The organism is Paraburkholderia caribensis (assembly GCF_002902945.1).
GTDB classification, from domain to species: Bacteria; Pseudomonadota; Gammaproteobacteria; order Burkholderiales; family Burkholderiaceae; genus Paraburkholderia; species Paraburkholderia caribensis.
On the sequence record NZ_CP026102.1, the window covers coordinates 1389672 to 1414752 of the forward strand.

Annotated in this window: 26 protein-coding genes; 14 read left to right on the forward strand and 12 right to left on the reverse strand. The window is 65.6% G+C overall.

The features are described 5' to 3' along the window. The first annotated feature begins 27 nt into the window (after nt 1-27). Entirely contained in the window at nt 28-810 is a 783-nt protein-coding gene (locus tag C2L66_RS22665) for a 3-hydroxybutyrate dehydrogenase (RefSeq protein ID WP_054934855.1), read from the forward strand. A gap of 9 nt (nt 811-819) precedes the next feature. Then, a complete protein-coding gene (locus C2L66_RS22670) occupies nt 820-2073 on the forward strand; it encodes a DUF3734 domain-containing protein (protein WP_060606623.1) in 1254 nt (417 codons plus the stop codon). 93 nt (nt 2074-2166) lie between these two features. Here the strand turns inward: C2L66_RS22670 and C2L66_RS22675 are convergent, their stop codons facing one another. After that, on the reverse strand, nt 2167-3681 hold the full coding sequence (locus tag C2L66_RS22675; RefSeq protein WP_060606620.1) for an alkaline phosphatase family protein: 1515 nt from the start codon (nt 3679-3681) through the stop codon (nt 2167-2169). 294 nt (nt 3682-3975) lie between these two features. On the opposite strand from C2L66_RS22675, the gene C2L66_RS22680 reads away from it, so the two are divergent. From C2L66_RS22680 to C2L66_RS22690, 3 genes are all read left to right on the forward strand, one after another. Further along, nucleotides 3976-4497, forward strand: coding sequence for a helix-turn-helix domain-containing protein (locus C2L66_RS22680; RefSeq protein WP_060606617.1), 522 nt, complete (start codon nt 3976-3978; stop codon nt 4495-4497). A 2-nt stretch (nt 4498-4499) separates the two neighbouring features. Beyond that, nucleotides 4500-5831: a type II toxin-antitoxin system HipA family toxin gene (locus C2L66_RS22685; protein ID WP_060606614.1), complete on the forward strand. Its 1332-nt coding sequence runs from the start codon at nt 4500-4502 to the stop codon at nt 5829-5831. Between the two features lie 183 nt (nt 5832-6014). Beyond that, nucleotides 6015-6488 carry an NUDIX hydrolase gene (locus C2L66_RS22690; RefSeq protein WP_082670450.1) on the forward strand — a complete coding sequence of 158 codons (474 nt, stop codon included), beginning with the start codon at nt 6015-6017 and terminating at the stop codon, nt 6486-6488. Between the two features lie 120 nt (nt 6489-6608). Here the strand turns inward: C2L66_RS22690 and C2L66_RS22695 are convergent, their stop codons facing one another. Next, complete coding sequence (locus tag C2L66_RS22695; protein ID WP_054934861.1) at nt 6609-6917, reverse strand: superinfection immunity protein; 309 nt, start codon at nt 6915-6917, stop codon at nt 6609-6611. A 56-nt stretch (nt 6918-6973) separates the two neighbouring features. Further along, nucleotides 6974-7249 (reverse strand): hypothetical protein, encoded by a 276-nt coding sequence (locus C2L66_RS22700; RefSeq protein WP_060606613.1) that lies wholly within the window; start codon nt 7247-7249, stop codon nt 6974-6976. 277 nt (nt 7250-7526) lie between these two features. On the opposite strand from C2L66_RS22700, the gene C2L66_RS22705 reads away from it, so the two are divergent. Beyond that, nucleotides 7527-8468 (forward strand): TIGR03571 family LLM class oxidoreductase, encoded by a 942-nt coding sequence (locus tag C2L66_RS22705; protein WP_060606610.1) that lies wholly within the window; start codon nt 7527-7529, stop codon nt 8466-8468. A 28-nt stretch (nt 8469-8496) separates the two neighbouring features. Here the strand turns inward: C2L66_RS22705 and xth are convergent, their stop codons facing one another. Together xth and C2L66_RS22715 are read right to left on the reverse strand one after the other, a co-directional pair. Further along, on the reverse strand, nt 8497-9390 hold the full coding sequence (xth, locus tag C2L66_RS22710) for an exodeoxyribonuclease III (RefSeq protein WP_060606607.1): 894 nt from the start codon (nt 9388-9390) through the stop codon (nt 8497-8499). A gap of 61 nt (nt 9391-9451) precedes the next feature. Continuing rightward, nucleotides 9452-9844, reverse strand: a complete 393-nt coding sequence (locus C2L66_RS22715) for a DUF3597 domain-containing protein (RefSeq protein ID WP_054934865.1) — start codon at nt 9842-9844, stop codon at nt 9452-9454. Nucleotides 9845-10261: 417 nt separating this feature from the next. On the opposite strand from C2L66_RS22715, the gene C2L66_RS22720 reads away from it, so the two are divergent. Genes C2L66_RS22720 through C2L66_RS22730 form a run of 3 tightly spaced genes read left to right on the forward strand, consistent with a single transcriptional unit; the run spans nt 10262 to nt 15530 of the window. Further along, a complete protein-coding gene (locus tag C2L66_RS22720) occupies nt 10262-10846 on the forward strand; it encodes a DUF2760 domain-containing protein (RefSeq protein ID WP_060606604.1) in 585 nt (194 codons plus the stop codon). Further along, the gene (locus C2L66_RS22725; protein WP_060606601.1) at nt 10843-12702 is read left to right on the forward strand and encodes an Hsp70 family protein; all 1860 of its coding nucleotides are present in this window, start codon (nt 10843-10845) and stop codon (nt 12700-12702) included. The genes C2L66_RS22720 and C2L66_RS22725 overlap by 4 nt, the downstream gene beginning before the upstream one ends. Nucleotides 12703-12716: 14 nt before the next feature. Beyond that, on the forward strand, nt 12717-15530 hold the full coding sequence (locus C2L66_RS22730; RefSeq protein WP_060606598.1) for an Hsp70 family protein: 2814 nt from the start codon (nt 12717-12719) through the stop codon (nt 15528-15530). A 5-nt stretch (nt 15531-15535) separates the two neighbouring features. On the opposite strand, the gene C2L66_RS22735 is transcribed toward C2L66_RS22730, so the two are convergent. From C2L66_RS22735 to C2L66_RS22745, 3 genes are all read right to left on the reverse strand, one after another. After that, a complete protein-coding gene (locus C2L66_RS22735; protein WP_054934868.1) occupies nt 15536-16066 on the reverse strand; it encodes a universal stress protein in 531 nt (176 codons plus the stop codon). A gap of 195 nt (nt 16067-16261) precedes the next feature. Then, a complete protein-coding gene (locus tag C2L66_RS22740; RefSeq protein ID WP_054934869.1) occupies nt 16262-16852 on the reverse strand; it encodes a BPSL1445 family SYLF domain-containing lipoprotein in 591 nt (196 codons plus the stop codon). A 153-nt stretch (nt 16853-17005) separates the two neighbouring features. Then, complete coding sequence (locus C2L66_RS22745; RefSeq protein WP_060606596.1) at nt 17006-17701, reverse strand: glutathione S-transferase family protein; 696 nt, start codon at nt 17699-17701, stop codon at nt 17006-17008. Between the two features lie 207 nt (nt 17702-17908). On the opposite strand from C2L66_RS22745, the gene C2L66_RS22750 reads away from it, so the two are divergent. Then, nucleotides 17909-18859 (forward strand): PTS sugar transporter subunit IIA, encoded by a 951-nt coding sequence (locus tag C2L66_RS22750; RefSeq protein WP_060606595.1) that lies wholly within the window; start codon nt 17909-17911, stop codon nt 18857-18859. Nucleotides 18860-18893: 34 nt separating this feature from the next. Here C2L66_RS22750 and C2L66_RS22755 read toward each other — a convergent pair whose 3' ends face one another. Further along, nucleotides 18894-19487 carry an SLATT domain-containing protein gene (locus C2L66_RS22755; protein WP_060606594.1) on the reverse strand — a complete coding sequence of 198 codons (594 nt, stop codon included), beginning with the start codon at nt 19485-19487 and terminating at the stop codon, nt 18894-18896. Between the two features lie 112 nt (nt 19488-19599). Between C2L66_RS22755 and C2L66_RS22760 the strand changes: the two genes are divergently transcribed. From C2L66_RS22760 to C2L66_RS22775, 4 genes are all read left to right on the forward strand, one after another. Further along, nucleotides 19600-19920, forward strand: a complete 321-nt coding sequence (locus tag C2L66_RS22760) for an HNH endonuclease (RefSeq protein ID WP_054934873.1) — start codon at nt 19600-19602, stop codon at nt 19918-19920. A gap of 59 nt (nt 19921-19979) precedes the next feature. Further along, nucleotides 19980-20210 carry an FmdB family zinc ribbon protein gene (locus C2L66_RS22765; RefSeq protein ID WP_035988631.1) on the forward strand — a complete coding sequence of 77 codons (231 nt, stop codon included), beginning with the start codon at nt 19980-19982 and terminating at the stop codon, nt 20208-20210. Between the two features lie 143 nt (nt 20211-20353). Further along, a complete protein-coding gene (gcvA, locus tag C2L66_RS22770; protein WP_060606593.1) occupies nt 20354-21295 on the forward strand; it encodes a transcriptional regulator GcvA in 942 nt (313 codons plus the stop codon). A gap of 105 nt (nt 21296-21400) precedes the next feature. Continuing rightward, nucleotides 21401-22654 carry an MFS transporter gene (locus C2L66_RS22775; protein ID WP_060606591.1) on the forward strand — a complete coding sequence of 418 codons (1254 nt, stop codon included), beginning with the start codon at nt 21401-21403 and terminating at the stop codon, nt 22652-22654. Nucleotides 22655-22747: 93 nt separating this feature from the next. Here C2L66_RS22775 and C2L66_RS22780 read toward each other — a convergent pair whose 3' ends face one another. The 3 genes from C2L66_RS22780 to C2L66_RS22790 all read right to left on the reverse strand — a co-directional run bounded on the left by C2L66_RS22780 (nt 22748) and on the right by C2L66_RS22790 (nt 24797). Continuing rightward, complete coding sequence (locus C2L66_RS22780; protein WP_060606589.1) at nt 22748-23740, reverse strand: alpha/beta hydrolase; 993 nt, start codon at nt 23738-23740, stop codon at nt 22748-22750. A 9-nt stretch (nt 23741-23749) separates the two neighbouring features. Next, entirely contained in the window at nt 23750-24028 is a 279-nt protein-coding gene (locus C2L66_RS22785; RefSeq protein WP_060606586.1) for a hypothetical protein, read from the reverse strand. A 94-nt stretch (nt 24029-24122) separates the two neighbouring features. Then, nucleotides 24123-24797 carry a response regulator transcription factor gene (locus C2L66_RS22790; protein WP_035987902.1) on the reverse strand — a complete coding sequence of 225 codons (675 nt, stop codon included), beginning with the start codon at nt 24795-24797 and terminating at the stop codon, nt 24123-24125. Nucleotides 24798-25081 lie beyond the last annotated feature (284 nt).

The window sequence follows — 25081 nt, forward strand, 5'->3', positions numbered from 1 at the left end:
TCTCCAAACTTCTATAGGGAACACACAATGTCACTGCAAAACAAGGTCGCGCTCGTGACGGGCGCAGCAAGCGGTATCGGTGAACAATGCGCTCGCAAGCTCGCCAGCCTCGGTGCTGCCGTCGTGATTGCGGATCTGAATCTGGAGAATGCGCAGAAGGTCGCGTCGAGCATCGTCGAAGGCGGCGGCAAGGCCATCGCGGTCGCGATGGACGTGACCAATGAAGAAGCCGTCAACGCGGGGATCGAGCGCACGGTGAAGGAACTCGGCAGCATCGACGTGCTCGTGTCGAACGCTGGCATCCAGATCGTCGCGCCGATCGAGGAATACGCCTTCGCAGACTGGAAGAAGATGCTCGCCATTCATCTGGACGGCGCGTTCCTCACGACCAAAGCCGCCGTCAAGCACATGTACGACAGCAAGCGCGGCGGCTCGATCGTCTATATGGGCTCGGTGCACTCGCATGAAGCCTCGAAGCTGAAGTCCGCCTATGTCACCGCGAAACACGGTCTGCTCGGCCTTGCGCGCGTCGTCGCAAAGGAAGGCGGTCCGCGCGGCGTGCGCGCGAATGTCGTGTGCCCGGGCTTCGTGCGCACACCGCTCGTCGACAAGCAGATTCCCGAGCAGGCCAAGGCGCTCGGCATCAGCGAAGAGGAAGTCGTGAAGAACGTGATGCTGAAGGAAACGGTCGACGGCGAATTCACGACGGTCGAAGACGTCGCGAATACTGTCGCTTTCCTTGCGGGCTTCGAATCGTCGGCACTGACGGGTCAATCGGTGATCGTCAGCCACGGCTGGTCGATGAAATAAGGAGCACGTATGCGCAGCAACACAAAGAAAGCCATCCCGCAGCCGGAACCGTTTGTGTTGCCGCGCTACGACGAGATTGCGCTCGTGCTGCAAGGCGGCGGCGCGCTCGGCTCCTATCAGGCGGGCGTGATCGAAGGGCTCGCCGAAATGAAAGTCGAGCCGCACTGGATCGCAGGCGTGTCGATCGGCGCGCTCAACACGGCGATCATCGCGGGCAATGCGCCGGAAAATCGCGTGGCTGCATTGCGCGGTTTCTGGAATGCGATCTGTCATCCGCTCGACTGGGTGGGCAGCGTAAGCGCGTGGGCGCTGCCCGGCCTGGGCTTGCATGACCTGTCGCGCAAGTGGGCCAGCATGTGGGCCGCCGGCCGTGCGTTGACGGAAGGCCAACCCGGTTTTTTCGCGCCGCGCTTTCCGTTGCCCCTGGCGGGCCTCGGCAAGCTGGAGCCTAGCCGCGTCAGCTACTACGATACGGCCGCGCTGCGGGCAACGCTGCTGCAATTCGCAGATTTCGACCGCATCAACGACGGCCCCATTCGCGTGTCCGTGGGTGCAGTGAATGTGCGCACGGGCAATCTGACGTACTTCGACAACCGCAAGATGCGTCTCACGCCGGAGCATTTCATGGCGTCGGGTGCGTTGCCGCCGGGCTTCCCGGCTGTCGAGATCGACGGCGAATACTACTGGGACGGCGGACTCGTTTCGAATACGCCGCTCACGGAAGTGCTGCGCGATTCAGATCATAAGGACACGCTGGTCTTTCAGGTCGACCTGTGGAGCGCGCGTGGCAATGCGCCCGGCGACTTCCCCGACATTTCCGAGCGAGCCAAGGACATCCAGTATTCGAGCCGGACTCGCGCGATCACCAACATGCTCGCCGAGCGTCAAAAGCACGCGCGCTTCATCAAGGAACTGCTCGAGCATGTGCCAACGTCGGTGCTGAAGGCGGACCCGCTGTTCCGTCTCGCCCAGCAGGCAGCGGACGGCAGCGCGATCAACGTCGTGCATCTGATCTACAGGAACAAGCCGTACGAAGGCCATTACAAGGACTACGAGTTCAGCGTGGACACGATGCTCGAACACTGGCAGAGCGGCCTCGACGATATTCGCGACTCGTTCTCGCATCGTGACTGGTTCGACGTGCCGAGCCGCGAACTGGGTTTCGTCACGCATGACGTGCACCGCCCCGCCGGGTCCGTGCCCGAGTCCGACAAACCGCCCGTCGAAACCGAACTCGGCAAGCGACGCAAGACGGCAGCTTGAACGCTGCCGTACGGCGCGCATCATGAATTGCGGCTCTGCGACACACGTCGCAGAGCCGCAATTGCATCGAGCCGTGCAAACAGCGCGCAGAATTTACATGCCGCCAGGGAATCCTAGCGCGGTCGCTTTCGCGCGCAAGTCGGCAAAGCGTCCGCCGGGCGCGTTGGCCGCCGCTGCCTGAGATGCTGCCTGAGACGCTGCCTCAGGTGCCACCTGAGATGCCGCCTGAGAGTCCGAGGTAGACGGCACCTGCTGGCTGTGATCCACGCCCCCCAGCCCCGGAATGATGCCCGCTGTCGAGCACGCGACGCCGAACGTGCCTTGCGTCACCGCAATCGCGGGCGCGTCGGTTCGCGCGGCGTCGGTGAAGTCGAGCGCGTACGCCATGTTGAAGGTGCTCGTGTCGCTCGCGCGCACGCCCAGCGGATCGAGGCCGAAGCGCCACGCAAGCAGTTGATGAATCGAACTGGGATCGAACGGATAGCGCGACACCATGTTCGCGCGCACGCGCGGCCCGAGTAGCATGCACGGCACGCGAAAGCCGAGCCGTCCGTCGTTGCCGACAGCCTGCTCCGCCGCCGATACGGGCTTGACAGGCGGGACCGCGTGCTCCATGAAGCCGCCCCACTCGTCATACACGAGAATCATCAGCGTCGTGCTCCAGTTCGGACTGGTGCGCAGCGCGTCATAGATCCGGCCGAGCAGTACCTGACCGTTGCGCACGTCGGCGTGCGGATGATCGTCGTTCGACGTGCCTTGCGCCTCGCCCGCGAAACTCGGGTCGACCATGCAGAACGACGGCAGATTGCCGGAGGCCGCATCCGAGAGAAACTCCGCGAACAGTTTCGAGCGGCCGACATAACGTGAGCCATACAGTGCGGTGAACGGAACGTCGTGGAAGTAATACGTCGATGAGACGCTCTTCGCATCGAGCCGGTCCCAGATGGTCGGCAGCGTCGACGTATCGACGCTGTCGTCGAGTCGGTCGGTCTCGCCGCTATGCAGATAGAGACGGTTCGGAAACGTGGCGGACAGAATGCCGCTCATGTAATAGTCGCAGACCGTGTATTGCGGGACGGCGCCGCGGTAGAAGTCGAGATCGCCTGCGCCGAGATAGCCGATGGGCAGCAGGTCGCCGCGCATGAGGCTCGTACCCGGCGTGAGCAGAAAGCCATTCATCGCACCGTTGGCAAGATGCGTGCGCCCTGCGCTGTACAGATGGTTCGGGTCGGAAAAACTGCAAGCCTGGAAACCGTACGCGTCGTTCGACGTCAACGCGAACGACGACCGTGTTTGACCGAATGCGTCGGTAAACTGGCGGGCCTGCTGATGCTCCGCGTTCGGCACCCAGCCAAACATATGATCGAACGAACGGTTCTCCATCGTGACGAGCACGATGTGATCGATGCCCGACGTGGCGGGAGCCGGCAACGCCGGCCGTGGAAGGCTTGCGCGATCGGGCGGAATGCCGTTCGTCGAACCCGCGCTGCCCGACGAGCCGCCGCCCCCTCCCCCACCACACGCCGATAACGCGACACTGCCCGCGAGCGCTGCCAGGATCTTGCGGCGTGTGGGATCGGGTGCATTCGAAGAGTTTGAATCGCTCATGGCCTTACCTCCGTTGTTATCGGTCGGTTCGCCGTTGCCTGATCGCGCGGCGGAGTCAGCCTTTGTCAGCACTTTACGTACCCGTGTGCGACGCAAAACTTGCACTGCGGCGCAGCGCACATCGTTCCTTCCCATCGATACAGGTTTTGAACTGTATTTTTAATTTACAGTTTATAGACTGTATCTTGCTAATACAGGCTTTGACCTGTATTCTGTATCGGCAGAGGCAGCGCGTTCGGCGCCAGCGGCGTGCTGAAGCTCTACCCGCATCTATCCGTCTAATTGAGACCAGCCGTGGACTATTCCGTCAAGACGCTCAGCCAGTTGCGACCCGTTCTGCGCGGCTTTCGCAAAGCCGCAGGACTCACGCAGGCCATGATCGCCGAGCGGCTCGGCATCACGCAGCAAAGCTATGCGCAGTTCGAGGCAGACCCCGCCGCCGCAGGGGTCGAGCGGCTCTTCAAGGTCTTGCGGCTGCTGAACGCCGGGATCACGCTCAGTCAGGACGAGCCTTCGCTCGCAAGAGCGGCGCCCGTGGCAAAGATGGCATCGTCGAACCGCGTGAGCGCATCGCGCCCTGCCGCGTCAAAAGCAGCGCCGGAAACGGCGCCGAAACCAGCGGCGCGCAAGCACGCAGCGCAGCCCGCAACTGAACGCGCCGCACCCGCCCTGAAAGCGATGCAACGCGCGCCCACAGGCGTGGCCGCGCAAGGCGCCCGACCCGCGCCGCGCAAGCCCGCGGCCACGCCGGATACGCGCGCTGCCGCACGCGCCCCGCGCACGGCTAGTGCACCGAAGAAACGGGAGCAGTGGTAAGCATGGGGCGCCCGTCACAGACTCAACGCCTCGACCTGTGGATGAACGGCCTCGCCGTCGGCTACTGGGAAAAGTCCAGCGGCGGCGAGCGTCTTGTCTACTTCGACGACTGGATCGCCGACGAACAGGGCCGTCCGCTGTCGCTGTCGCTGCCGTTCACGCCAGGCAATCAACCGTATCGCGGTGCCGTCGTGTCGGCGTTTTTCGACAACCTGTTGCCCGACAGCGAACCCATCCGACGCAGAATGGCGCAGCGCTACAGGACGGGCAGCACGGCGCCGTTCGATCTGCTCGCCGCGCTCGGGCGCGATTGCGTCGGCGCGATCCAGATGCTGCCGCCGGGTGAAGCGCCCGCCCACCTCTACCGCATCGGCGGCGACACGCTGACGGGCGATGACATCGCGCGGCTGCTGCGCGACACGACCGCCGCGGCCCCCCTCGGCCAGCGCAACGAGGCAACCGACTTGCGCCTCTCCATCGCCGGTGCGCAGGAAAAGACGGCACTGCTGCGGCACAAGGGCCGCTGGGTGTTGCCCACAGGCAGCACGCCGACCACTCATATCCTGAAGCTGCCGCTGGGGCTGGTCGGCAACATGCGGGCCGACATGCGCACGTCGGTGGAAAACGAATGGCTGTGCTCGAAGATCGTCGCCGCCTACGGCCTGCCTATCGCCGCGTGCGAGATCGCGCGGTTCGGCGATCAGAAAGCGCTCGTCGTCGAACGCTTCGACCGAAGGTTGGCGAGCGACGCCACGTGGATCGTACGCCTGCCGCAGGAAGACATGTGTCAGGCGACAGGCACGCCGCCCATTGCCAAATATCAGGCCGACGGCGGGCCGGGCATCGACGCCGTGATGCACATTCTGGCCGGTTCGGACGATGCCGCCGAAGACACCACGCGCTTCTTCACGACACAGCTGATCTTCTGGCTACTCGCCGCCACCGACGGCCACGCGAAGAACTTCAGCATCGCGCATCTGCCGGGCAACCGTTATCGCGCGACGCCGCTCTACGACGTGCTGTCCGCGCATCCCATCATCGGGCGCGGCGCGAACCGCATTCCGATGCAGAAGGCAAAGCTGGCAATGGCTGTGCGCGGCACGAGCAATCATTATCTGATCGGTCAGATACTACGGCGGCATTGGATCGCGCAAGGGCAACAAGTGGGCTTGCCGCCGGATGCCGTCGACACAATGATCGACTCGGTTACACACGCCACGCAGCGCGTGATCGATACCGTCGCCGCGCAACTTCCTTCGGGCTTTCCGGAAGATCTGGCAGTGGCGATCTTCGACGGCATGTTGAAGCAGAACAAAAAGCTCGCGGCCGTTTGAACCGGGTTCTCCAATGCCTATCACCGCATAGGGGCATTTTTGGCGAGCGTTGTCATCAAGATGTCACGTCTCATACTCAACATCGGCGGACACTATGGGCGCATGGCGGCTGAGAGCGCCATCGCATCGCGCGGCATGGGGCGTGCTGACGCTGCTTTCGCGTCCCTACATGGAAGAGACACTGTGAAGCAACGTGCGACTGTCGTGTGCCGGATGGGCACGCGCATTCTGCTGGTCGGCAAGGCCAACTCGCGCTGGTCGCTGCCAGGCGGCAAAGCCAACGCCGGCGAGAGCTTCGAAGCCGCCGCCGTGCGCGAACTGATGGAAGAAACTCGCCTTCAGGCGACGGGCATGCAATATCTGTTCGAGTTCGCGGGCGCGCGCACCTGTCATCACGTGTTCGCCGCGTATGTCGACGAGCGTCAAACCCCCGTGCCCAGCAACGAGATCACGCGCTGCACGTGGGCCAAGGTCACCGATATTTCCGATCTGGACACGAGCGTTTCGACGCGCGGCATCGTCGACGTGCTCGCGTTGAACCGGAACTACGATCCGCGCGTACGGAGCCGCTATCAGCGCGCCGATGCGTTCGTGCAGAATCTGCGCGAGGCGTTGCAGGATGCGCGGCTGCGAGGATGGACACCGGCGCTGTGGTAGTCCCGTTTCAAATGCGTCTTTCTTGATTTATTTCGACATCCATATCAACTGGATGCAGGCCTATCAAAACAAAACCGCCAGCCTTATCCAGACCGGCGGTTTCATCGATTCAACCTCTTCTTACACGGATAGCGTCGACTGATGGCGCGCTGCGCGTGCCCGGCGCGAGCGCGCTACGATCTTCGCGATCGTCACGCGGCCCAACGATCGACGTGTGTTCGATGCGAGATTCGCGAGCCGCCTGTCGCTCACGCGATGACGCGCCCACACGAACGCCGCAATCCAGCCAATCACGGTCCAGCCGAACAGCACGTTGAAGATTGTCAGCGCGAATGCATCTTCACGTTCGCGCGCATCGGCGACGATGGCGGGCAGAAAATACGCGACGACTGCCGCCAGCAACACCACGCCTTCGAAGAATGCTCTCATGGGATCACCTCCTGCTTCTTTTGGGCGCGGCGAGCATTGCCCGCCGCGCGCAGCGATCAATGACCCTTGAACACGTTGACGTCGTTAGCGGCTTGCGCCGGCTGACGGCTACCCGATTCCGACAATGCGCCCGTCACGCCGCCAACGGCCTCGTTCGCCGCAGCCTGATTGCGTTCGGCGGCGAAAGTCTGCGCGCTGACGCCACGTTGCGAAGCGGGCGCGCCAACGGACGGACGATAAAACGGCGCCGGACCATAACCCGATGCAAAAGCGGGAGCGGCGACAGCGGCGGACACGGCGACCAGCAAGGCTGCGATAAGGCGGGTTTTCATGACGTAACTCCAGAGAATATTGAATCAGGGAGGCGTCGCAACCGGAAGGATCTGGCGCGGCGTCGATTGAGAGTGAGTTTAGTCGAGCTCTATCGAATTTCTATGCTCATAGATTGAAATCACAGTTCCCAAATTCCAAACAATGGGACGGGAGGCACGGGCGTGCGGTCCTTGTCCATTGCCCGGTGGGATTTGCGGCGCGATGCTAGGATCGGCTTCCATTGAATCGCCGCCATCGCGGGCATCCCGCCGACGGCGGCAAAGCAGGCAACCGTCGATGAGCGCCGCCAAATCCACAATCGATCACCGGGTATTTTCTGCAGGCCGTCTGTCGCTCGGACTGACGCTGCCCTTGTTGCGCGCGGGCGAGATCGTCGCGGACTTTCGCGAGCAGATCGGATTGGCGGCGCTGGCCGACATGCTCGGTTTTCGCGCGCTCTGGGTGCGCGACGTGCCGTTGAACAGCGCCGACTATCCCGATCCCGTCGGGCATCTCGATCCGTGGGTGCTGCTCGGCGCGCTCGCCTCGCATACCACGCAAATCGCGCTCGCGAGCGGCGCGATCGTGCTGACCTTGCGCCATCCGTTGCATATCGCGAAGGGCGCGGGATCCGTGCAGACGCTCTCGAATGGCCGCTTCATACTCGGCCTCGGCTCAGGCGACAGGCCGCCTGAGTACGCCGCGTTCGGGCGCGATGCCGAAGCACGGCGCGAACTGTATCGAACGCACTGGGACACGGTCGCGGCTGCACTCGGCGACGCGCCGCGCGTGATACCCGACCTGCGGCCGGAAAATGCACCCGACTTCATGCTGCTGCCCGAGCCGCCGTTGCCCGTGCCGATGCTCGCGGTCGGCTCGGGCGGACAGAGCGTCGACTGGATCGCGCGGCATTCGATCGGCTGGATGACCTATCACCGCGAGCCCGAGACGCAGCGCGCACGGCACAGCATGTGGCGCGCGGCCGTCGATCGTCTGCCTGCGCCTGCGTTTCGCGCGTTCGGCGTCGCGATGCGGCTCGATCTGAGCGACAACCCGCACGAGCCGGCAACGCCATTGTCGTTGGGATATCGCGCGGGACGGCATGCGTTGCTGGCTGTGCTGGACGACATGCGCGAGAACGGCACACATCATGTGACGCTGAATCTGGGTTCAGACCGGCCAGTGCGGGATGTGATGGAGGAGTTGGCAGCCGACGTCCTGCCGAAGTTCCACGCGTGACGCCTTTGTCGATTCGGGCAGCGTGAGATTATTTTCCGGTCTTCCTTGACGCGGCTGCGGTTGCCGTTCGGGCCGCGCTTCGTCTGGCAGCAGTTTTCTTCACTGCAGTTTTCTTCACTGCAGTTTTCTTCACATTGACCGCGCGCGCATCGAGATCCAGCACAACCCACGTAGGAGCATGATCGCTAGCATGCGGCTCCCCTCTCACCCAGCGGTCGACGCCCGCGTCGCGCATCATCGCGGCGACCTGCCCGTTTAACAGCAGATGATCGATGCGCAAGCCTGAATTGCGCTGCCAGTGCTGCCGGAAGTAATCCCAGAACGTGAAGACCTGTTCATCGGGAAAGCGCACGCGCAACGCGTCTGTCCACCCCTGCTTCAGCAGCCGCGCATAACACTCGCGGCTTTCCGGTTGCAGCAGCGCGTCCTTGAGCCACGAGCGCGGGTTATAGATATCGAAGTCGGTCGGCACGACGTTGTAGTCGCCCGCCAGCACGACGGGATGTCCGGAATCGAGCAACTTCTTCGCGTAGGCGATCAGCCGCTCGAACCACGCAAGCTTGTAGTCGAACTTCGGCCCCGGCTGCGGATTGCCATTGGGCAGATACAGACAGCCGATCAGCAGGCCTTCGACAGCGGCCTCGATATAGCGGCTATGCGTATCGTCGGGATCGCCGGGCAGACCACGACGCGTTTCGACAGGCTGGGCATCTTTCGCGAGAATCGCAACGCCGTTCCACGACGTCTGTCCATGCCAGATCGCACCGTAGCCGGCGCGATTGATCTCGGCCTCGGGGAAGCCCGCGTCGGGTGCCTTCAACTCCTGAAGGCACACGACATCCGGCGCTTCCCGTTCCAGCCATGCAAGCAATGCCGGCAAACGCGAGCGAATGCCGTTGATGTTGAACGTGGCGAGCTTCATGATCCCGCGCCGCCGCAAGTCGCGTGCCTGCGAAGCCACGCGACACGCCCGCGCGAACCGCTCAGTTCTTCAGATCGTCCGGCACCTTGCCGCCGTTGTCGGCGAGCTTGATCATCACCTGTTTGTGCAGCCAGATATTCATCGATGCGGAATCGTTCATGTCGCCGCTGTAGTCCAGTTCCTCCGCGAGCTGCTTGCGCGCGCCGAGACTGCTATCGAGCCCCAGCAGCTTCATCAGATCGACGATCGATGTGCGCCAGTTCAACTTCTCAGAATTCTGTTCGGCGAGCGCCGTGAGGATCGCTTCGACATCGACAGGCTCCGCCGGCGCGGCAGCGGGAGCCGACGCGGGCGCGGCATCTGCGGCTGGCGCCGCGTCCGGCGTCGAGGCAGGCTGGACGGCCGGATGGCTCGACGGGAAAATCTTGCTGAGGATCGTGCTGAAAATGCTCATGGCTTGCCTCCGGGAAACGGTTGAACGCAATAGCGCGCACGGGCCGAGCGGCCGTGAAGACCCGCCGAGTCCTCGCACAACACGAAACGCTGGCGAACATAGCCAACGAACGCACGTCCAGGCCGCATTGCACGTACCCGGACGCTCCCATCCTCGCCGCAAAAAATGACAGGACGATGCCGCTTATTCTTACGCGAGGACGTAAAATCCGGCCGCCAAACTTGCGCAGGAATCAGACTTGGAACCGGCGACGGCTCACAACAAGGCAAAATACGGGTTTTGACGCGGACATATCGAGCGATATCGAGCGCGCGTCCGCCCGCTAGCGGCGGCCGCCACCGTCCGCCCCGAATTCCACGCCGCCGCGCGACAGCCGCGCGGCGCGACCGTATCCCCAAGAATCAGGAGCGATCTTTCATGACCGAACCGAACGTTTCGTTGCTGGGCAGGCTGTCGCTTGCCTTCGGAACATTTTTCAGCATTCTCGGCGATCGCGACTTCGCCGCCAGCGTGCTGCGCCTGCGCAGCGGCGCGGTGCCCACGCCGGCACCGGCCGCCGCGCCCGTAGCAGCCCCGGCGCCCGCCCCGGCACCGGCGCCGGCGCCCGTCGTCATCAAGGAAGCCACGCCCGAGGCCGCGCTCCAGTTGCTCGGCCTGCTCCAGCGCGATGCACGCTTCATCGATTTCGTCGAGGAAGACATCGCGAAGTATTCGGATGCCGACATCGGCGCGGCCGCGCGCCTCGTCCACGACGGCTGCCGCGCGACGCTGCGGGAGCACTTCACGATTCAACCGGTGCGCGACGAAGCCGAAGGCAGCCGCGTGACGATCAACGAAGGCTTCGACGCGACGGCCATCCGCCTGACGGGCAATGTGGTCGGCAAGGCGCCGTTCACGGGCAGCATCAGCCATCGCGGCTGGCGCGTCGCCGACGTGCGTCTGCCGAAGCTCACGCAAAGCCACGACGCCGCCGTGCTCGCCCCTGCCGAGGTGGAACTATGAGCGAGCCGCGCTATTCGATCGGTATCGATCTGGGCACCACGCACTGCGCGCTGTCGTACGTCGATCTCGCCGCCAGCGACGGCGAAAAGACTGAGCAGCAGGTGCTGCCCGTCACCCAGCTGACCGCGCCCGGCGCGATCGAAGATCTCGATCTGCTGCCGTCGTTTCTGTATCTGCCGCACGAAAGCGAGTTGACGCCCGGCGATCTCGCCTTGCCGTGGACGGGCGAGCGCAGCTTCGCCGTCGGTGAAATGGCGCGCAGCCGGGGCGCAGGCACGCCGATCCGGCTGGTGTCGAGCGCCAAAAGCTGGCTGTGCCATCCCGGCGTCGACCGCCGAGCGGCCATCCTGCCCAGCGACGCACCGCCTGAAGTCACGCGCGTGTCGCCGCTCGAAAGCTCGGTGCGCTATCTGACGCATCTGCGCGAGGCCTGGAACCACGTGCATCCCGATGCGCCGTTCGACCAGCAGGAAATCACGGTGACGATTCCCGCATCGTTCGATCCCGCCGCGCGCGAACTGACGGCGGAAGCCGCCAGCGCAGCAGGCTACGGCCAGATGACGCTGCTCGAAGAGCCGCAGGCCGCGCTCTACAGCTGGATCCAGAAGAGCACGGGCGGATGGCGCAAGCAGGTCAAGGTGGGCGACATCATTCTGGTGGTCGACGTCGGCGGCGGCACGACCGACCTGTCGCTGATCGCCGTGATCGAGCGCGAAGGCAATCTCGAACTGCATCGCGTCGCGGTCGGCGATCACATCCTGCTCGGCGGCGACAACATGGACCTCGCGCTCGCCCACGTGGTCGCGCGCAAGCTGGCGTCGCAAGGCACGCAGGCCGATCCGTGGCAACTGCGCGCCCTCACCTACGCATGCCGTGGCGCGAAGGAAACATTGCTGTCCGATCCGTCGACGGATGCCGTGCCGCTCGTCGTGCCGAGCCGCGGCTCGAAGCTGATCGGCGGCTCGATCCGCACCGAGCTCACGCGCGACGAACTCACGCAGACGATCCTCGAAGGCTTCTTCCCGCAAGTCGAGTCGTCGGCCCGGCCGATGACCCGCACGCGCGCCGGCCTCACGCAGCTCGGTTTGCCGTACGCGCAGGACGCGGGCATCACCCGCCATCTCGCGGCGTTTCTCGGCCGCCAGGTCGCGGCGCTCGCCGAACTGCAGGGCACGCAGGCGCCCGGTCAGTTGCCGCTCGAAGCCAGCGCGACGTTCCTGCATCCAACGGCCGTGCTGTTCAACGGCGGCGTGTTCAAGTCGCCGCTGCTGGTCGAGCGGATCATGACGACGCTCAACGGCTGGCTCACGGCCGACAACGCCGCGCCCGCGCGCCTGCTCGAAGGCGCGGACCTCGATCTCGCCGTCGCGCGCGGCGCGGCGTACTACGGCTACGTGAAGCGCGGCCGCGGCGTGCGCATTCGCGGCGGCACGGCGCGGGCGTACTACGTCGCCATCGAATCGGCGATGCCCGCCGTGCCCGGCATGGAGCCGCCCATTTCCGCGCTGTGCGTCGCGCCGTTCGGGATGGAAGAAGGCACCGATGCGCCGCTGCCGGAACAGGAGTTCGGCCTCGTGGTCGGCGAGCCGGTGCATTTCCGCTTCTTCGGCTCGTCGGTGCGGCGTCTCGATCAGGTCGGCACGATGCTCGATTACTGGTCGCCGGATGAATTGCAGGAACTCGAGGAGATCGAGGCGTCGCTGCCCGCCGAAGGCCGCACCGTCGGCGAAGTCGTGCCCGTCAAGCTGCATGCGCGCGTGACGGAAGCGGGCACGCTCGAACTCGAAGCGATTCCGCGCGGCACGAACGAGCGCTGGAAAGTCGAGTTCGACGTGCGCGGCGGCGCGCAGGCCTGAGCGTCAAGGCTTCGATGAAGCAAAAGCAGAAGCAGTCAGCCGCGCGCTTCACGGTCGGCATCGACCTCGGCACGAGCAATACCGTCGTCGCGTACGTGGAAACAGGTTCCGACGACATCCGCGTGTTCGAGGTCGATCAGCTCGTCGCGCCCGGCGAAGTGGCGGCGCGGCCCCTGTTGCCGTCGGTGCGCTATCACCCGGCTGCGGGCGAGCTGAATCCGGGCGATCTGCAACTGCCGTGGCCGCAGGCCGATTCGCAAGCCGCTGACGCGCCACGGCCCGTCATCGGCCAGCTTGCGCGCGCGCTCGGCGCGCAGGTGCCGGGGCGCTTCGTCACCAGCGCGAAAAGCTGGCTGTCGCATGCATCGGTGGACCGGCTCGCGCCGATCCTGCCTTGGGGCGCGCCCGACGACGTCGCGAAAGTCTCGCCCGTCGCCGCCAGCGCGAGCTACCTCGCACACGTGCGCGCCGCCTGGAACACGCACTTTCCCGACGCGCCGCTCGAACAGCAGAACGTCGTGCTGACGGTGCCCGCATCGTTCGACGAAGGCGCGCGGGCGTTGACGCTCGAAGCCGCGCGTCTCGCGAAGCTGCCCACGCTGCGGCTGCTCGAAGAGCCGCAGGCCGCGTTCTACGACTGGCTGTTTCATCATCGGGTCGATCTTCGGGATGCGTTGAACGACACGAAGCTCGTGTTGATCTGCGACGTCGGCGGCGGCACGACCGATCTCACGCTCATCAAGGTTCACATCGACGCGAGCGGCGAGCCGCAGTTGACGCGCATCGGCGTCGGCAATCATTTGATGCTTGGCGGCGACAACATGGACCTCGCGCTCGCGCGGCTGGCCGAAACACGTCTTACACAGTCGCAGGACGGTCAGGCGCGGCTGTCGGCGGCGAGTCTGTCGCAACTGGTCGAGCGCTGCCGCGTCGCAAAAGAGCAATTGCTCGATGCGAACGCGCCCGAGTCGGTGGCGATCACGCTGCTCGGCTCGGGCTCGCGCCTGATCGGCGGCGCGCGCACCACGCATCTGACGCGCGACGAGATCGCGCGCATCGTGGTCGACGGATTCTTTCCGCAAGTGTCGGCCGACGACATGCCGCGCCGCTCGCGCGCCGCCATCGTCGAGTTCGGCCTGCCGTATGCCAGCGACGCCGCCGTCACGCGGCACGTCGCGGCGTTTCTGAAGCGGCTCGCCGCGCAATCGCGCGAGGCGCTCGGCCCGGCTGTCGAGAACCCGGACGACACGCTGCCCGTCCCCGACACACTGCTGCTGAACGGCGGCGTATTCCGCGCGCACGCGCTGACGCGAAGACTCGCCGACACGCTCGGCGGCTGGCGCGGCAAGCCGCTGCATGTATTGCAGAACGATCATCCCGACGTCGCCGTCGCGCGCGGCGCGGTCGCCTATGGGCTCGCGCGCGCGGGCAACGCGCCGCGCATCGGCGGCGGCTCGGCGCGCAGCTATTTCCTCGTGCTCGAAGGCGATCAGGGCATCTGCCTGTTGCCGCGCGGCACGGAAGAAGCGCACGAAGTGCATCTCGACGACCGCGTGTTCGCGCTGCGGCTCGGGCAGCCGGTGCGTTTTCATCTGATGTCGACAGTTGCCGATACGCGCTTCACGCCCGGCGAACTCACCGATCTGTCGCAAGGCGATTTCATCCGGCTGCCGCCCATCGCGACCGTCGTGCAACGCCAGCAGACATCCGATGCCGACGAGCGGCCCGTGAAGCTCACCACGTCGATCACCGAAGTCGGCACGCTCGAAGTGAACTGCATCGCCACGGACGACCCTTCGCAACGCTGGCTGCTGCAGTTCGAACTGCGGCGCGACGAGGCGTCTGCGACGCCCCATGAAGGCGGCGAACGCGCACGCCACGCGTCGCTCGGTCAGGCGATCGAGCTGATCGAGCGCGCGTTCGGCGCGCGTTCGTCGAATGTCGGGCCCAGCGAGGTCAAACGTCTGCGCGCACAACTCGAACACACGCTCGGCCCGCGCGAAAACTGGGATGTAGCGCTCTTGCGCGAACTGTTCGGTGCATTGTGGGAGCGCGCCAAGCGCCGGCGCCGCTCGGCGGATCATGAGCGGCTGTGGCTCAATCTCGCGGGCTATTGCCTGCGGCCAGGCTTCGGTTATCCGCTCGACGAATGGCGCGTCGAGCAGCTGTGGTCGATTTTCGACGACGGCATCCAGTACATCCACGAAAGCCAGGTGTGGTCCGAATGGTGGACGCTATGGCGTCGCGCGGCAGGCGGCCTGAGCGAGGACGCGCAGTTGCAACTGCTCGACGCAATGGAGTTCCTGCAGGCCGCGAGCATCAAAAAACAGAGGCTGCCGTTCGATCCCGCCAAGGTCGGCTATGCGGACATGATTCGCGTGCAGGCTTCGCTGGAGCGCATTTCGGTGGAGCGCAAGATCGCGCTCGCGCAGCAATTGCTCGAACGGTTGCGCAAGCCTTCGGAGAATCATCCGACGTGGTGGGCCATCGGGCGGATTGGCGCGCGCCTGCCGTTCTACGGCAGCGCGCATGGCGTCGTGCCGCCCGAGGTCGCGCTGAACTGGCTCGAAGCCGTGCTTGCGCTGGACTGGAAGAAGGTCGAACCCGCGGCGTTCGCTGCCGTGCAGCTGTCGCGCATGACGGGCGACCGTTCGCGCGACCTGCCCGACGCCGCGCGCGAAACGGTCATACGGCGGCTCGAAACGCTCGGCGCGGCGCCCACGTGGATCCAGATGGTCCGCGAGACCGTCGCGCTCGATGAAGCCGACACCGGCCGCGTATTCGGCGAATCGTTGCCGGCGGGGCTGAAGCTGATCGGCGGCGCGTAGCCCGCTCAAAGGGTTTGCGCGCGAGCGGATCCGCTCGCCCTGGCCTGCTGACGGCGATGTGCCTGGTCGTCCGCGGGCCCGTCGCGGCGCGTATCGGCTGTTGCCGAGACCAGCACCGCGCGACGCGTGCAGCGCGCGATCACGTCGCTCATCCGCTCTTCCCAGAAGCGCCATTTCGAGCCATGCCCCGCGCCGACCACGATCATGTCCGCGTCGAGTTCATCGGCGAACCGTGCGATTCTGCGGCCCACGCTGCCGCCTTCGAGCGGCACCGTGACGGACTGCGTATGAATGTCCCATGCGTCGAGCTCGAACACTTCGTTGCAGCGGCGCTCGACCGTGCGCTCCAGTTCCTCGACCATCTGTATCGACTCGAGGCAACCGTGCTCGACACCCGCCATCGCCCACCACGGCATCGTATCGACGACATACACGGCCGTCAGCCGTGCGCCCGTGTGGCGGGCCTTGTCGATGGCGGACTTCAATACGCTGTTGTCCGGGTTCGTGCCGACCGCTACCAGAATGTGCCTGATCATTTCGTGTGCCTCCGTCGTTGCGTTACTCCATGCGATGCATGATGCGACGCGAGACTTAGCGATAAATGAGCGAGGCGGAGCACGCTGCGGAGCGCGATTTGAACTGAGGATTCAGACGGCACGCGGACGGCGCGGAGCGCGCCATCCGTGGCATGTGATCAGACCAATACGAGAACGAATGCGAGACGGGTGCGCTTAGATAATAAGGCGGGAAATCTTCGAGCCTTCCAGCGATACGCCCGCCATGAGCCCCGCGTTCGTGAGCACGAACGCTTCGACGGGACTCATTGCCGTCGACGTATCGACATTGCCGTTCGCGCCGACGTTCACGAGCGCGACCGACGCATCGACGCCCGCCGACCACCCCTGGCTGCGCGTGAAGTTGTTGAGCGCATCATCCGTCATGAACAGCATGACGATCGCCTTCGACTGCGCGCCGATCTGCAAGCCGAACGACGCCGCCGCGATGCTGTAATAGCCCGACGTCTGCCCGCCGACGCGCAGCGCGCCTTGCCCGTACTGCCCGCCGATCCAGAAGCCAGCCGAGATCACCGAAGGAAATACGAGAATGCCGCGCGACTTGTCGGCGAGTTCGCGCGAGCCGCCGATGGTATTGAACAGACGCGTGAGTGTTCCGTCGACATCGGCATCGATCGACCGGCGCTTGCCCGCGTTCGCCTCGGGCGACGCATCCGACGACGGCCCCGTGGTCGTGCAGCCCGCAAGCGCCAGTCCGCCCGTCGCGAGCGCGGCCGTGGACATGGCGATGAATCGGCGGCGGTGCATTGTCATTGTTTCTCCCTTGCTTGATGCCGTTGTTGCTACCGTGGTTGATCCCGGTAGCGGGTGTGGTCGATCGTTCTGTCTCGATCCTTTGACGAACGTCAATCCTATCCGATGACAGCCAATGCCACGTTCGAGTTCCTTACGGCCCGCATTTCAAGCCCTGACGATACGCGCATGCACCGCGCGGCAATGGCGCACCAGTTCGGGCCGCGACAGCACATACGCCTTGAGCGGCGTGTCGATCTCATAGAAGTAAATATTCGCGACGAAGCCGTAGATCGCCGCGTCGATGGTCGCCGGTTCGGGGCCGAACACGAAGCCGCTATCGCCGAGCAGATCGGCCACCACCCGCAAATCGCCGATGCCCCGCGCGTACACCTGATCCGGCTCGTAACGGCCGATGCCCTGATAGTGATAGCGCTGCCTGTTGTACTCGCGCGCCGCATCGAGGTCGCTCGCGGCGACGTCGGGGTGCTCGCGCAGCACGGCGTCGCGAAACGCCGGCCAATAACGATCGTCACGCCAGCGCGAATAGCTCATCGGCCAGTAGAGATCGTCAAGTGTGCGGCGCACGAGAAAGTCGAGATTCGCCTGCCCTTGCGACAGCCCGCTGTCGATGCGCGGATCGTACTTGTCCTTCAGATACGCGATGATCGCGTCGCTGTCGCCGATCGTCTCGCCGTCGTCCGACAGATACGGCAACTGGCCGCGCGGCGCGCGCGCCGTATCGAGAATATGCCGGTGCTCGAAATCGAGCCCGCACAGCCGCATGAACGCGTAGACCTTCAGGCCGAACGCGTTGTTGTCGGCGACGCCGAACAGATCGGGGTACGAATACAGCGTCAGCATGAATGGAGCCTCCGGGGCCGGTGAAGTGCGTGACTATCGCGTTCTGCGGGCGCTCTTCATGCCCGCAGCGGTGTGCCACTGGCACGTCTTTAACACCATTGCGCGCCGCGATGCGTGCGACACCCCACATTCGGGCGCCCCGTTTTTTTATTCGGTTTTAATGCGAATCGCGCTACGCTAGATTCGTTGTCAGTCTGGAGAAAGGGCATGACGAAGACCCGAGCCATTCTGCGCGCCATTTTCGGCGTTCACCCTCGTCACGACGATATTGCGCGGCGCCGCGCTTCCGGTCGCAGCGTGATGATGCGCGTGACGCTCGACGCGCAACACGTGACACCGCTGCGCCGCGCGTTGACGCGCGACTGTGCGGGCCAGCCATGGACCATTCGCATCGCGACGCTGCCGCATACCGAGCGCGTGCAGCTCTCGCTATATCTGCCGAAAGACGCGGTCAACGGCGCGATCCAGCAGGTGACGCGCATTGCGCCTGCCGCGCAGTTCGGTCATCTGTTCGAGATTCCCGACACGCCGACGGACGGCTGGCGCGACCTGCTGCGCGCAACCTCATGGGCGCAGGCAGCGAGCGCGTTGCGCCCCGCGAAGCCGCCTGTCAAAACCGGCGACGACGACGTCGAGACGCTCGACCGCCTGCTGAGCCCCGGCAATGTGCTGCTCGACGCGGCCGCCGTGGATCGCGCGGCGCTGTTCGCGCAACTCGGCGCGTTTTGCGAAACGCACTATGGCGTGCCCGCCGGCCAGGTGATCGAAGGACTGAACACGCGTGAAGCGCTCGGCTCGACGGGGCTTGGACAAGGCGTCGCCGTGCCGCATAGCCAGATCGCGGGCTTGCTGACGGCCGTCGTGCTGTACGTGCGTCCGCGCATGCCGCTCGATTTCGACGCGCCGGACGCGAAGCCGGTGCGCGACGTGATCGCGCTGCTCGTGCCCGAAGGCGCGAACACGATGCATCTGAATCTGCTCGCGGACGTCGCGCAGCGCTTTTGCGACCAGCATTTTCGCGAGCGCCTGCACGCGTGCGCCAGCGCGACTGAAGTGTGCCGGCTGTTCAGCAGCGCCGCCGAGCCCGCGGACGTCCCTTCACTGATGCCGCATCCCGCCGCGCGTGGCGATGCGTCCAGCGCGCGGCTGCGGGCGTGACGCCCGCGTCGCCTGTGTTGGGCATCTTGCCCCTTCATTCCCAGCGGGCTTCTTCGCGGTCTTGCAACGCCGCAACCCGCAAGGTTTCCTGCGTACGCCGGAACACGCGCGGCGGCACGCTCGGCGAGTCCTCCGCGAGCCGATCGAGGATATCGCGCACTTCACTCACATAGCGGCCGTCGCGCGCACCGGGGTCGCCCGCGTAGATTGCTTCCAGCCTGCGCCGCACCGCACCATAGCGCGCCCCCGCCGAGCGATGCTGCTCGGCACGCTCCGCATAGCGCAGAAACGTCTGCAACGCCGCCGACACGGCCGCCGCGATGCTCACCAGGCCGACGACGAGCCGCACCCAGGGCGAATCCGCCGACGCCACCAGCGACAGAAACACCGTCGTCCCGACCACGGCCGACACGGCCGTCACGCCGATGCCGAACATGCGGTTGCGCGCGGCAAGCAGATCGGCCATGTCGTAATGGCTCTTCTGCGACTCGCGCGCGCGCCGAATCCACTTCAGCAGCAGCTCGTCCTCGTTGACGGGCGGCCGGTACCCGGCGCCCCCGCTCGAAGCTGGATCTGGACGCGAGCCCACACGGGGGCCCGGCTCCGCATGCGTATCGACCGTCGTCATGCACTTGCCTTCCTTCGACGAAGAGAGGCCAGCATAGCATCGCCGCTTGCGCGCGCGGCGACAGGTGCGTGCCGCGAAAGTTGGTAGGATTATGGGATTCGCAGGGGCATCGATGGCAAAGCGTGAAGTGGAGTCCTGGTATCGGCCGCCGGTGGAAGAAGCGTGTCCATTGTGCGGCCGCGCGATTCCAGCCGATCAGCGCGACGAGCATCATCTGGTTCCAAAGACCGAAGGCGGCCGCGAAACGGTCGCGCTGCACCGGATCTGCCATCGGCAGTTGCATGCGCTCTTTTCGGAGCGCGAACTGGCGACCTCTTATGCATCCGTCGATCGCCTGCTCGAGAACGAACAAGTCAGAGCTTTCGTGAACTGGGTACGCACGAAGCCCGATGGGTTTCACGAACGGACGCGCAGCAGCCGGCGCAAGCGCTGAAACATATCGTGCACATCGGGCGCGTGGTGCCTGTGGTGTCGATAACAACGGAACAAGTCATGCCTGTCTACGACTACGAGTGCGCCGAATGCGGCACCTTTGAAGCAGTACGGCGCATCGCCGAACGCGACGAACCGGCCGGTTGTCCGCGCTGCGGCACGTCGGCGGAACGCGTGCGGGTGGGCGCGCCGGCGTTGCTAGGCAGCGCCTCGGGCGGCTCGTCGGGCGGCGCATCCGAAGGCGAAGGCGGATATGGCATGCGGCATCGCGGCTGCTCGTGCTGCCCATGAGCGGGTGCGAACGGCGCGGCATGCCCTCGCGTAACGCTCGCGGCGCCCGGCACGCCGCCTGTCTCTAGCCACGCCATGCTGGCTGCGCCGACTGCCTCGCGCGACATCCCTTCCCTTCACCCACGACGCCCAAAGGTTGCGCCATGCCGCTTCGCCTGCCCCCGCTGAACTCGCTGCGTTTCTTCGAGGCGGCGGCGCGGCACGGCAGCTTCAAGCTCGCCGCCGCCGAACTGAACGTGACGCCGAGCGCCGTGAGCCACGGCATCGTCGCGCTCGAAGAAGCGCTCGGGGTCGCGCTGTTCGCGCGCGAGCCGCGCAAGCTGTCGCTGACGCCCGCGGGCGAACAATACTTCCCATACATCGCCGAGGCGTTTTCGCTGATCGCGCTCGGCACGCAGCGGCTGCCTGACAACCGCACGCACCGCACGGTGACGGTGAGCTGCGCGCCGACGCTCGCGATGCGCTGGCTCGTCCCGCGCCTGTTCGAGTTTCGTGCGCAGTGGCCGAACATCGACGTTTCCGTCGATACTTCGCGCCGCCAGGTAGGCTTTCCCGTAGACGGTTTCGACTTCGGCATCCGCCTTAGCCGCGGGCCGGTGCCGGGCAGCGACTGGAGCCGGCTGTTCGGCGAGCGCCTCGTGCCCGTCTGCAGTCCCGCGTATCGCGACACGTTGCGCGACGCACACGGCAACATCGACTTGCGCCGCGCGACCCTGATTCATGTCGACACCGCGAGCGAAGACTGGCAGGCATGGCTGGACGGTGCGGGGGTCCGCGATATCGACGCGGCGGGCGGCGTGCGTTTCGACACGATCCAGCTGGCGCTCGAAGCGGCCACGACGGGCATGGGCGTCGCGATCGGCAGACGGCCGCTGGTGAACCGCGAGCTGGACGCGGGCACGCTCGTCGAAGCCAGCACGCCGACCGTCGATGCAAAGACGGCATACTGGCTGGTCAGCGCGGAAGGCACGGACGAGCGGCCCGATCTGCAGGCATTCAAGCGCTGGCTGCTTCACGAAGCGCACACGTTCGATGACGCCGGTTCAACGGGCGAATCCACGCATTTCACGACGGCAAGCCGCTAGCGCCCGACTCGCCGCGCGAGTGAATTTTCTTCATCTGTCGCCGAAAACTTTTCGTTTGTCGCGTCTGCTGGCTGCTGCGACGATGCCGCCAGGAGGAAACGAAACATGTCAACGGCCAAACCCGCTTACGCAGTTCCCCTTAAAAACCCGACGTTTTATGTGATCGTCGCCGCCGCGCTGATCATCAGCGCGGCCATGGGCATCCGGCAGACCTTCGGCCTGTTCATCGGGCCGTTTTCGTACGATCGCGGCCTGCCCGTCACGCTCGTGGCCTTTGCAATCGCGCTGCACAATCTCGTGTGGGGCTTCGCGCAGCCGTTCGCGGGTGCCGCCGCGGACCGCTACGGCGCCGCGCCCGTCGTCGCGTTCGGCGCCACCACCTTCGCTGCGGGCCTTGCGCTCGCGGCCGGTTCGCCGTCCGCCGTCGCGCTGATTGCGGGGCTTGGGCTGCTGGTCGGCATCGGAGTGAGCTGCACGACGTTCGGCGTCGTGCTGACGGCCGTCGGGCGCGCCGCGACACCCGAGCAGCGCAGCATGGCGATGGGCATCGCGAGCGCGGGCGGCTCGCTGGGACAGGTGCTGATGGTGCCGTTCGCGCAACTGCTGCGCGAAACGTCGGGCATATCGACGTCGCTCTATGCGCTCGCCTTCCTGATGCTGGTCGCCGCGCCCTTCGGCATGCTGCTCGACCGCCGCAAGGACGTCGGCGCGACGCACGTGGCCGCGTCGCCCGCAGCGGCCACGGTCGCGCCGCTGCGCGAGACGCTCGCGCACGCCATGCGCCATCGCGGCTACCGGCTGCTGACGCTCGGCTTCTTCACCTGCGGCTTCCAGCTCGCGTTCATCGCCACCCATCTGCCCGGCTATCTGAGCTTGTGCCACATGCCGATGGGACTCGGCGCCACCGCACTCGCGCTGATCGGCCTGTTCAACATGGCGGGAAGCTGGGCATGCGGGTGGCTTGGCGGGCGCTTCCGTCAGCAGCATGTGCTCGGCTGGCTGTATCTGATTCGCGGCGCGACGATTGCCGCGTTCTTCCTGCTGCCGAAGTCGACGGTTTCCGTCGTGCTGTTCGCCGCCGTGATGGGCCTGACGTGGCTCGGCACCGTGCCGCTCACCAGCGGCCTGATCGCCAAGGTGTTCGGCACGCGGCATCTCGGCACACTGTTCGGCGTCGTGTTTCTCAGTCACCAGTTGGGTTCGTTCCTCGGCGCGTGGCTCGGCGGCTACGTGTTCGACGCGACGGGCTCGTACACGCTGATCTGGGCCGCGACGGCATTGGCGGGACTGTTCGCCGCGCTGCTGCATTTCCCGATCGACGACACCGTCCACGCACCCGTCGAAGCGGCGCGCGCCTGACTTTCCCGGAGGCTTTTCCAGAGGCCAGTGTTCAGTATTGGCCATTGACGCGGACGGCTCGCGCCGTCCGCTTTTTTCTCTGCGCTCCCGCTCTCATGCCATGGCGGCGGCGGTTGCAGCCTCGCGTTTGCGCGTCGCATAGCAGCGCCTGACGAACATCGCCGCCTGCCGCAGCGCCTGATTCGCCTCGGGCAGAAATGGCGCGAAACACGGCAGCGCATGCGGCACCGCATGCCATTGGGCGACCTGCACCGTCACGCCCACGCGATTGAGGCGCGCCGCGAGCGCGAGCGCATCCTCGTACATCGCTTCCGCGTCGCTGATCTGCAGATGGATGGGCGGCAGATCGTGCAAATCGCCGCGCGCAGGCGACACATACGGGTCCCACGCGCTCGCGTCGCCGATGTACATTTGCGCGGCGCGTTGCATCGCGATACGCGTCGTCGGTCCGGCGCCGCGCGCGGCGCGCCATGTCGTGGTCAGATCGGCCCACGGCGAAAACAGCACGGCGCCCGCCGGCAAGGCGTCGCCCGCATCGCGCAGCGCAACCAGCAACGCGAGCGCCAGCCCGCCGCCCGCCGAGTCGCCCGCGACGACGATCGAATTCGCCGCGATGCCGCGCGCGATCAGGGTGCGGTACGCGTGCAGCGCATCATTTAGCGCGGCGGGAAACGGATGCTCGGGCGCGAGCCGGTAATCGGGCGCGAACACGGGCGCGCCGCTATGCGCGGCGAGCGCCGTGGTCACCGCGCGATGGGTCGCCGACGATCCAAAGTAATAGCCGCCGCCATGCAGGTACAGAATCGCGTTCGCGATCGGGCCGGGCCGGGTGGACGGTAACGTCCACAGCCCGTCGAGACCGCCGTCGCTCACCCTGCGCGAACGCGGATTGAAAAGCGCCGCTAGCCCCGCGCCCGGCAACGACAGCCAGTGCGAGCGCACGCGCAGCCGCGCGACATCGGGCGCCACGCAGCGCGCACGAGCGCACCGCCCGACGAACAGCGGCATGACCATGAGAACGGCACGCGCCTGCCAGCTCGCGGCCATGCGATCCGTGAGACCGTCGAGAGCCGGATGGTTCGACATGGCCAAGCCTCAGCGTTGCGTCGAACCAAAACCGTCGCCCCAGCCGGCGCAACGCGGATAACGCACGCGTACGCCGATACGGCACCGCGCAGGCTGCATCCGGTACACGCGCGCGGCATAGACGGGCGCGCGCAGGTCCGCGCCAGCGGCGCTGCATGGCGGCATGCAGTCGATATGCACGGCGATCCGCGTGCGGGTGCTGGGGGCGTACCTATCGAATGTGGCCGGCGTGTCGTTGAACGCATCGTTGCGCCCGCCCGCTGCCGTGACTTCTGGAATGCCTTTCATCGCTCTCTCCTCGCCGCGCGTTTCAGCGTGATTGCTGTGCGGTCGAGAAGATTGTGTCGATGCAGAGTGAGGGAAGAATGAGGATGCGCAGCCTTCAGGTTTTCGGCGCTTCGCCGAGCATGACGGTCCAGCCGAGCCCGCGCACATTGCGAATCACCGACTGCCCGAACTTCTTGCGCACGGAGTGAATGAGCACGTCGACGGCATTGCTCTCGACTTCCTTGCCCCAGCCGTACAGCTTGTCCTCCAGCTGGTCGCGCGACAGGATCGTGCCGGGCCGTTCGAGAAACGCGAGCATCAGCGCGAACTCGCGCGCCGACAATACCGACGACACCCCATTGCAGCACAGCGTGCGCTTGTCGAGATCGAGGTTCAGCGCGTCGTCGCCGAGACGCGACGACGCATAGCCCGCCTTGCGCCGCAACACGGCACGCATGCGCGCCATCAGCTCGGGGACGTCGAAGGGTTTGAGGACGTAATCGTCAGCGCCGACGTCGAGGCCCTGCACGCGCGCGTCGAGGTCGTCGCGCGCCGTCAGGATCAGCACGGGCACGGTGTTGCCCGCCGCGCGGGCCGACCTCAGCAATTCGATGCCGCCCATGCCCGGCAAGCCGAGATCGAGCAGGACGACGGTATATTCGGCGGCAGCGATGGCGGCGCTGCCCGCATTGCCGTCGCGCACCCAGTCGACGCTGTAGTCAGCGTCCTGCAGCGCGCGCATCAGACTTTGGCCGATCTGCAGATCGTCTTCAACCAGTAGCACTCGCATGATGTCGTGTCCACAGCAACGAAGCGTTGTCGTTGGCCGCAGCGCAAGGACCCGTCAGCCGCGCGGCGCGCGGCGCATCGCGCGCGGGCGGCGGTTTGCGATTCCGGGCCGTGGCTGCCGGTGCGCCCCACTCCCGCGCACCCGCCAGATCGCATGATAACCGAGCCCGCACAGGCTAACCCGTCCGGTGTCGACAGCAAAAAAAATGCCGACTGCATACGCAGTCGGCCGAAGGATTCTGGCGTGCACCGATCGCCGTGCCAGAACCAGAGGGGCCTGCTCCA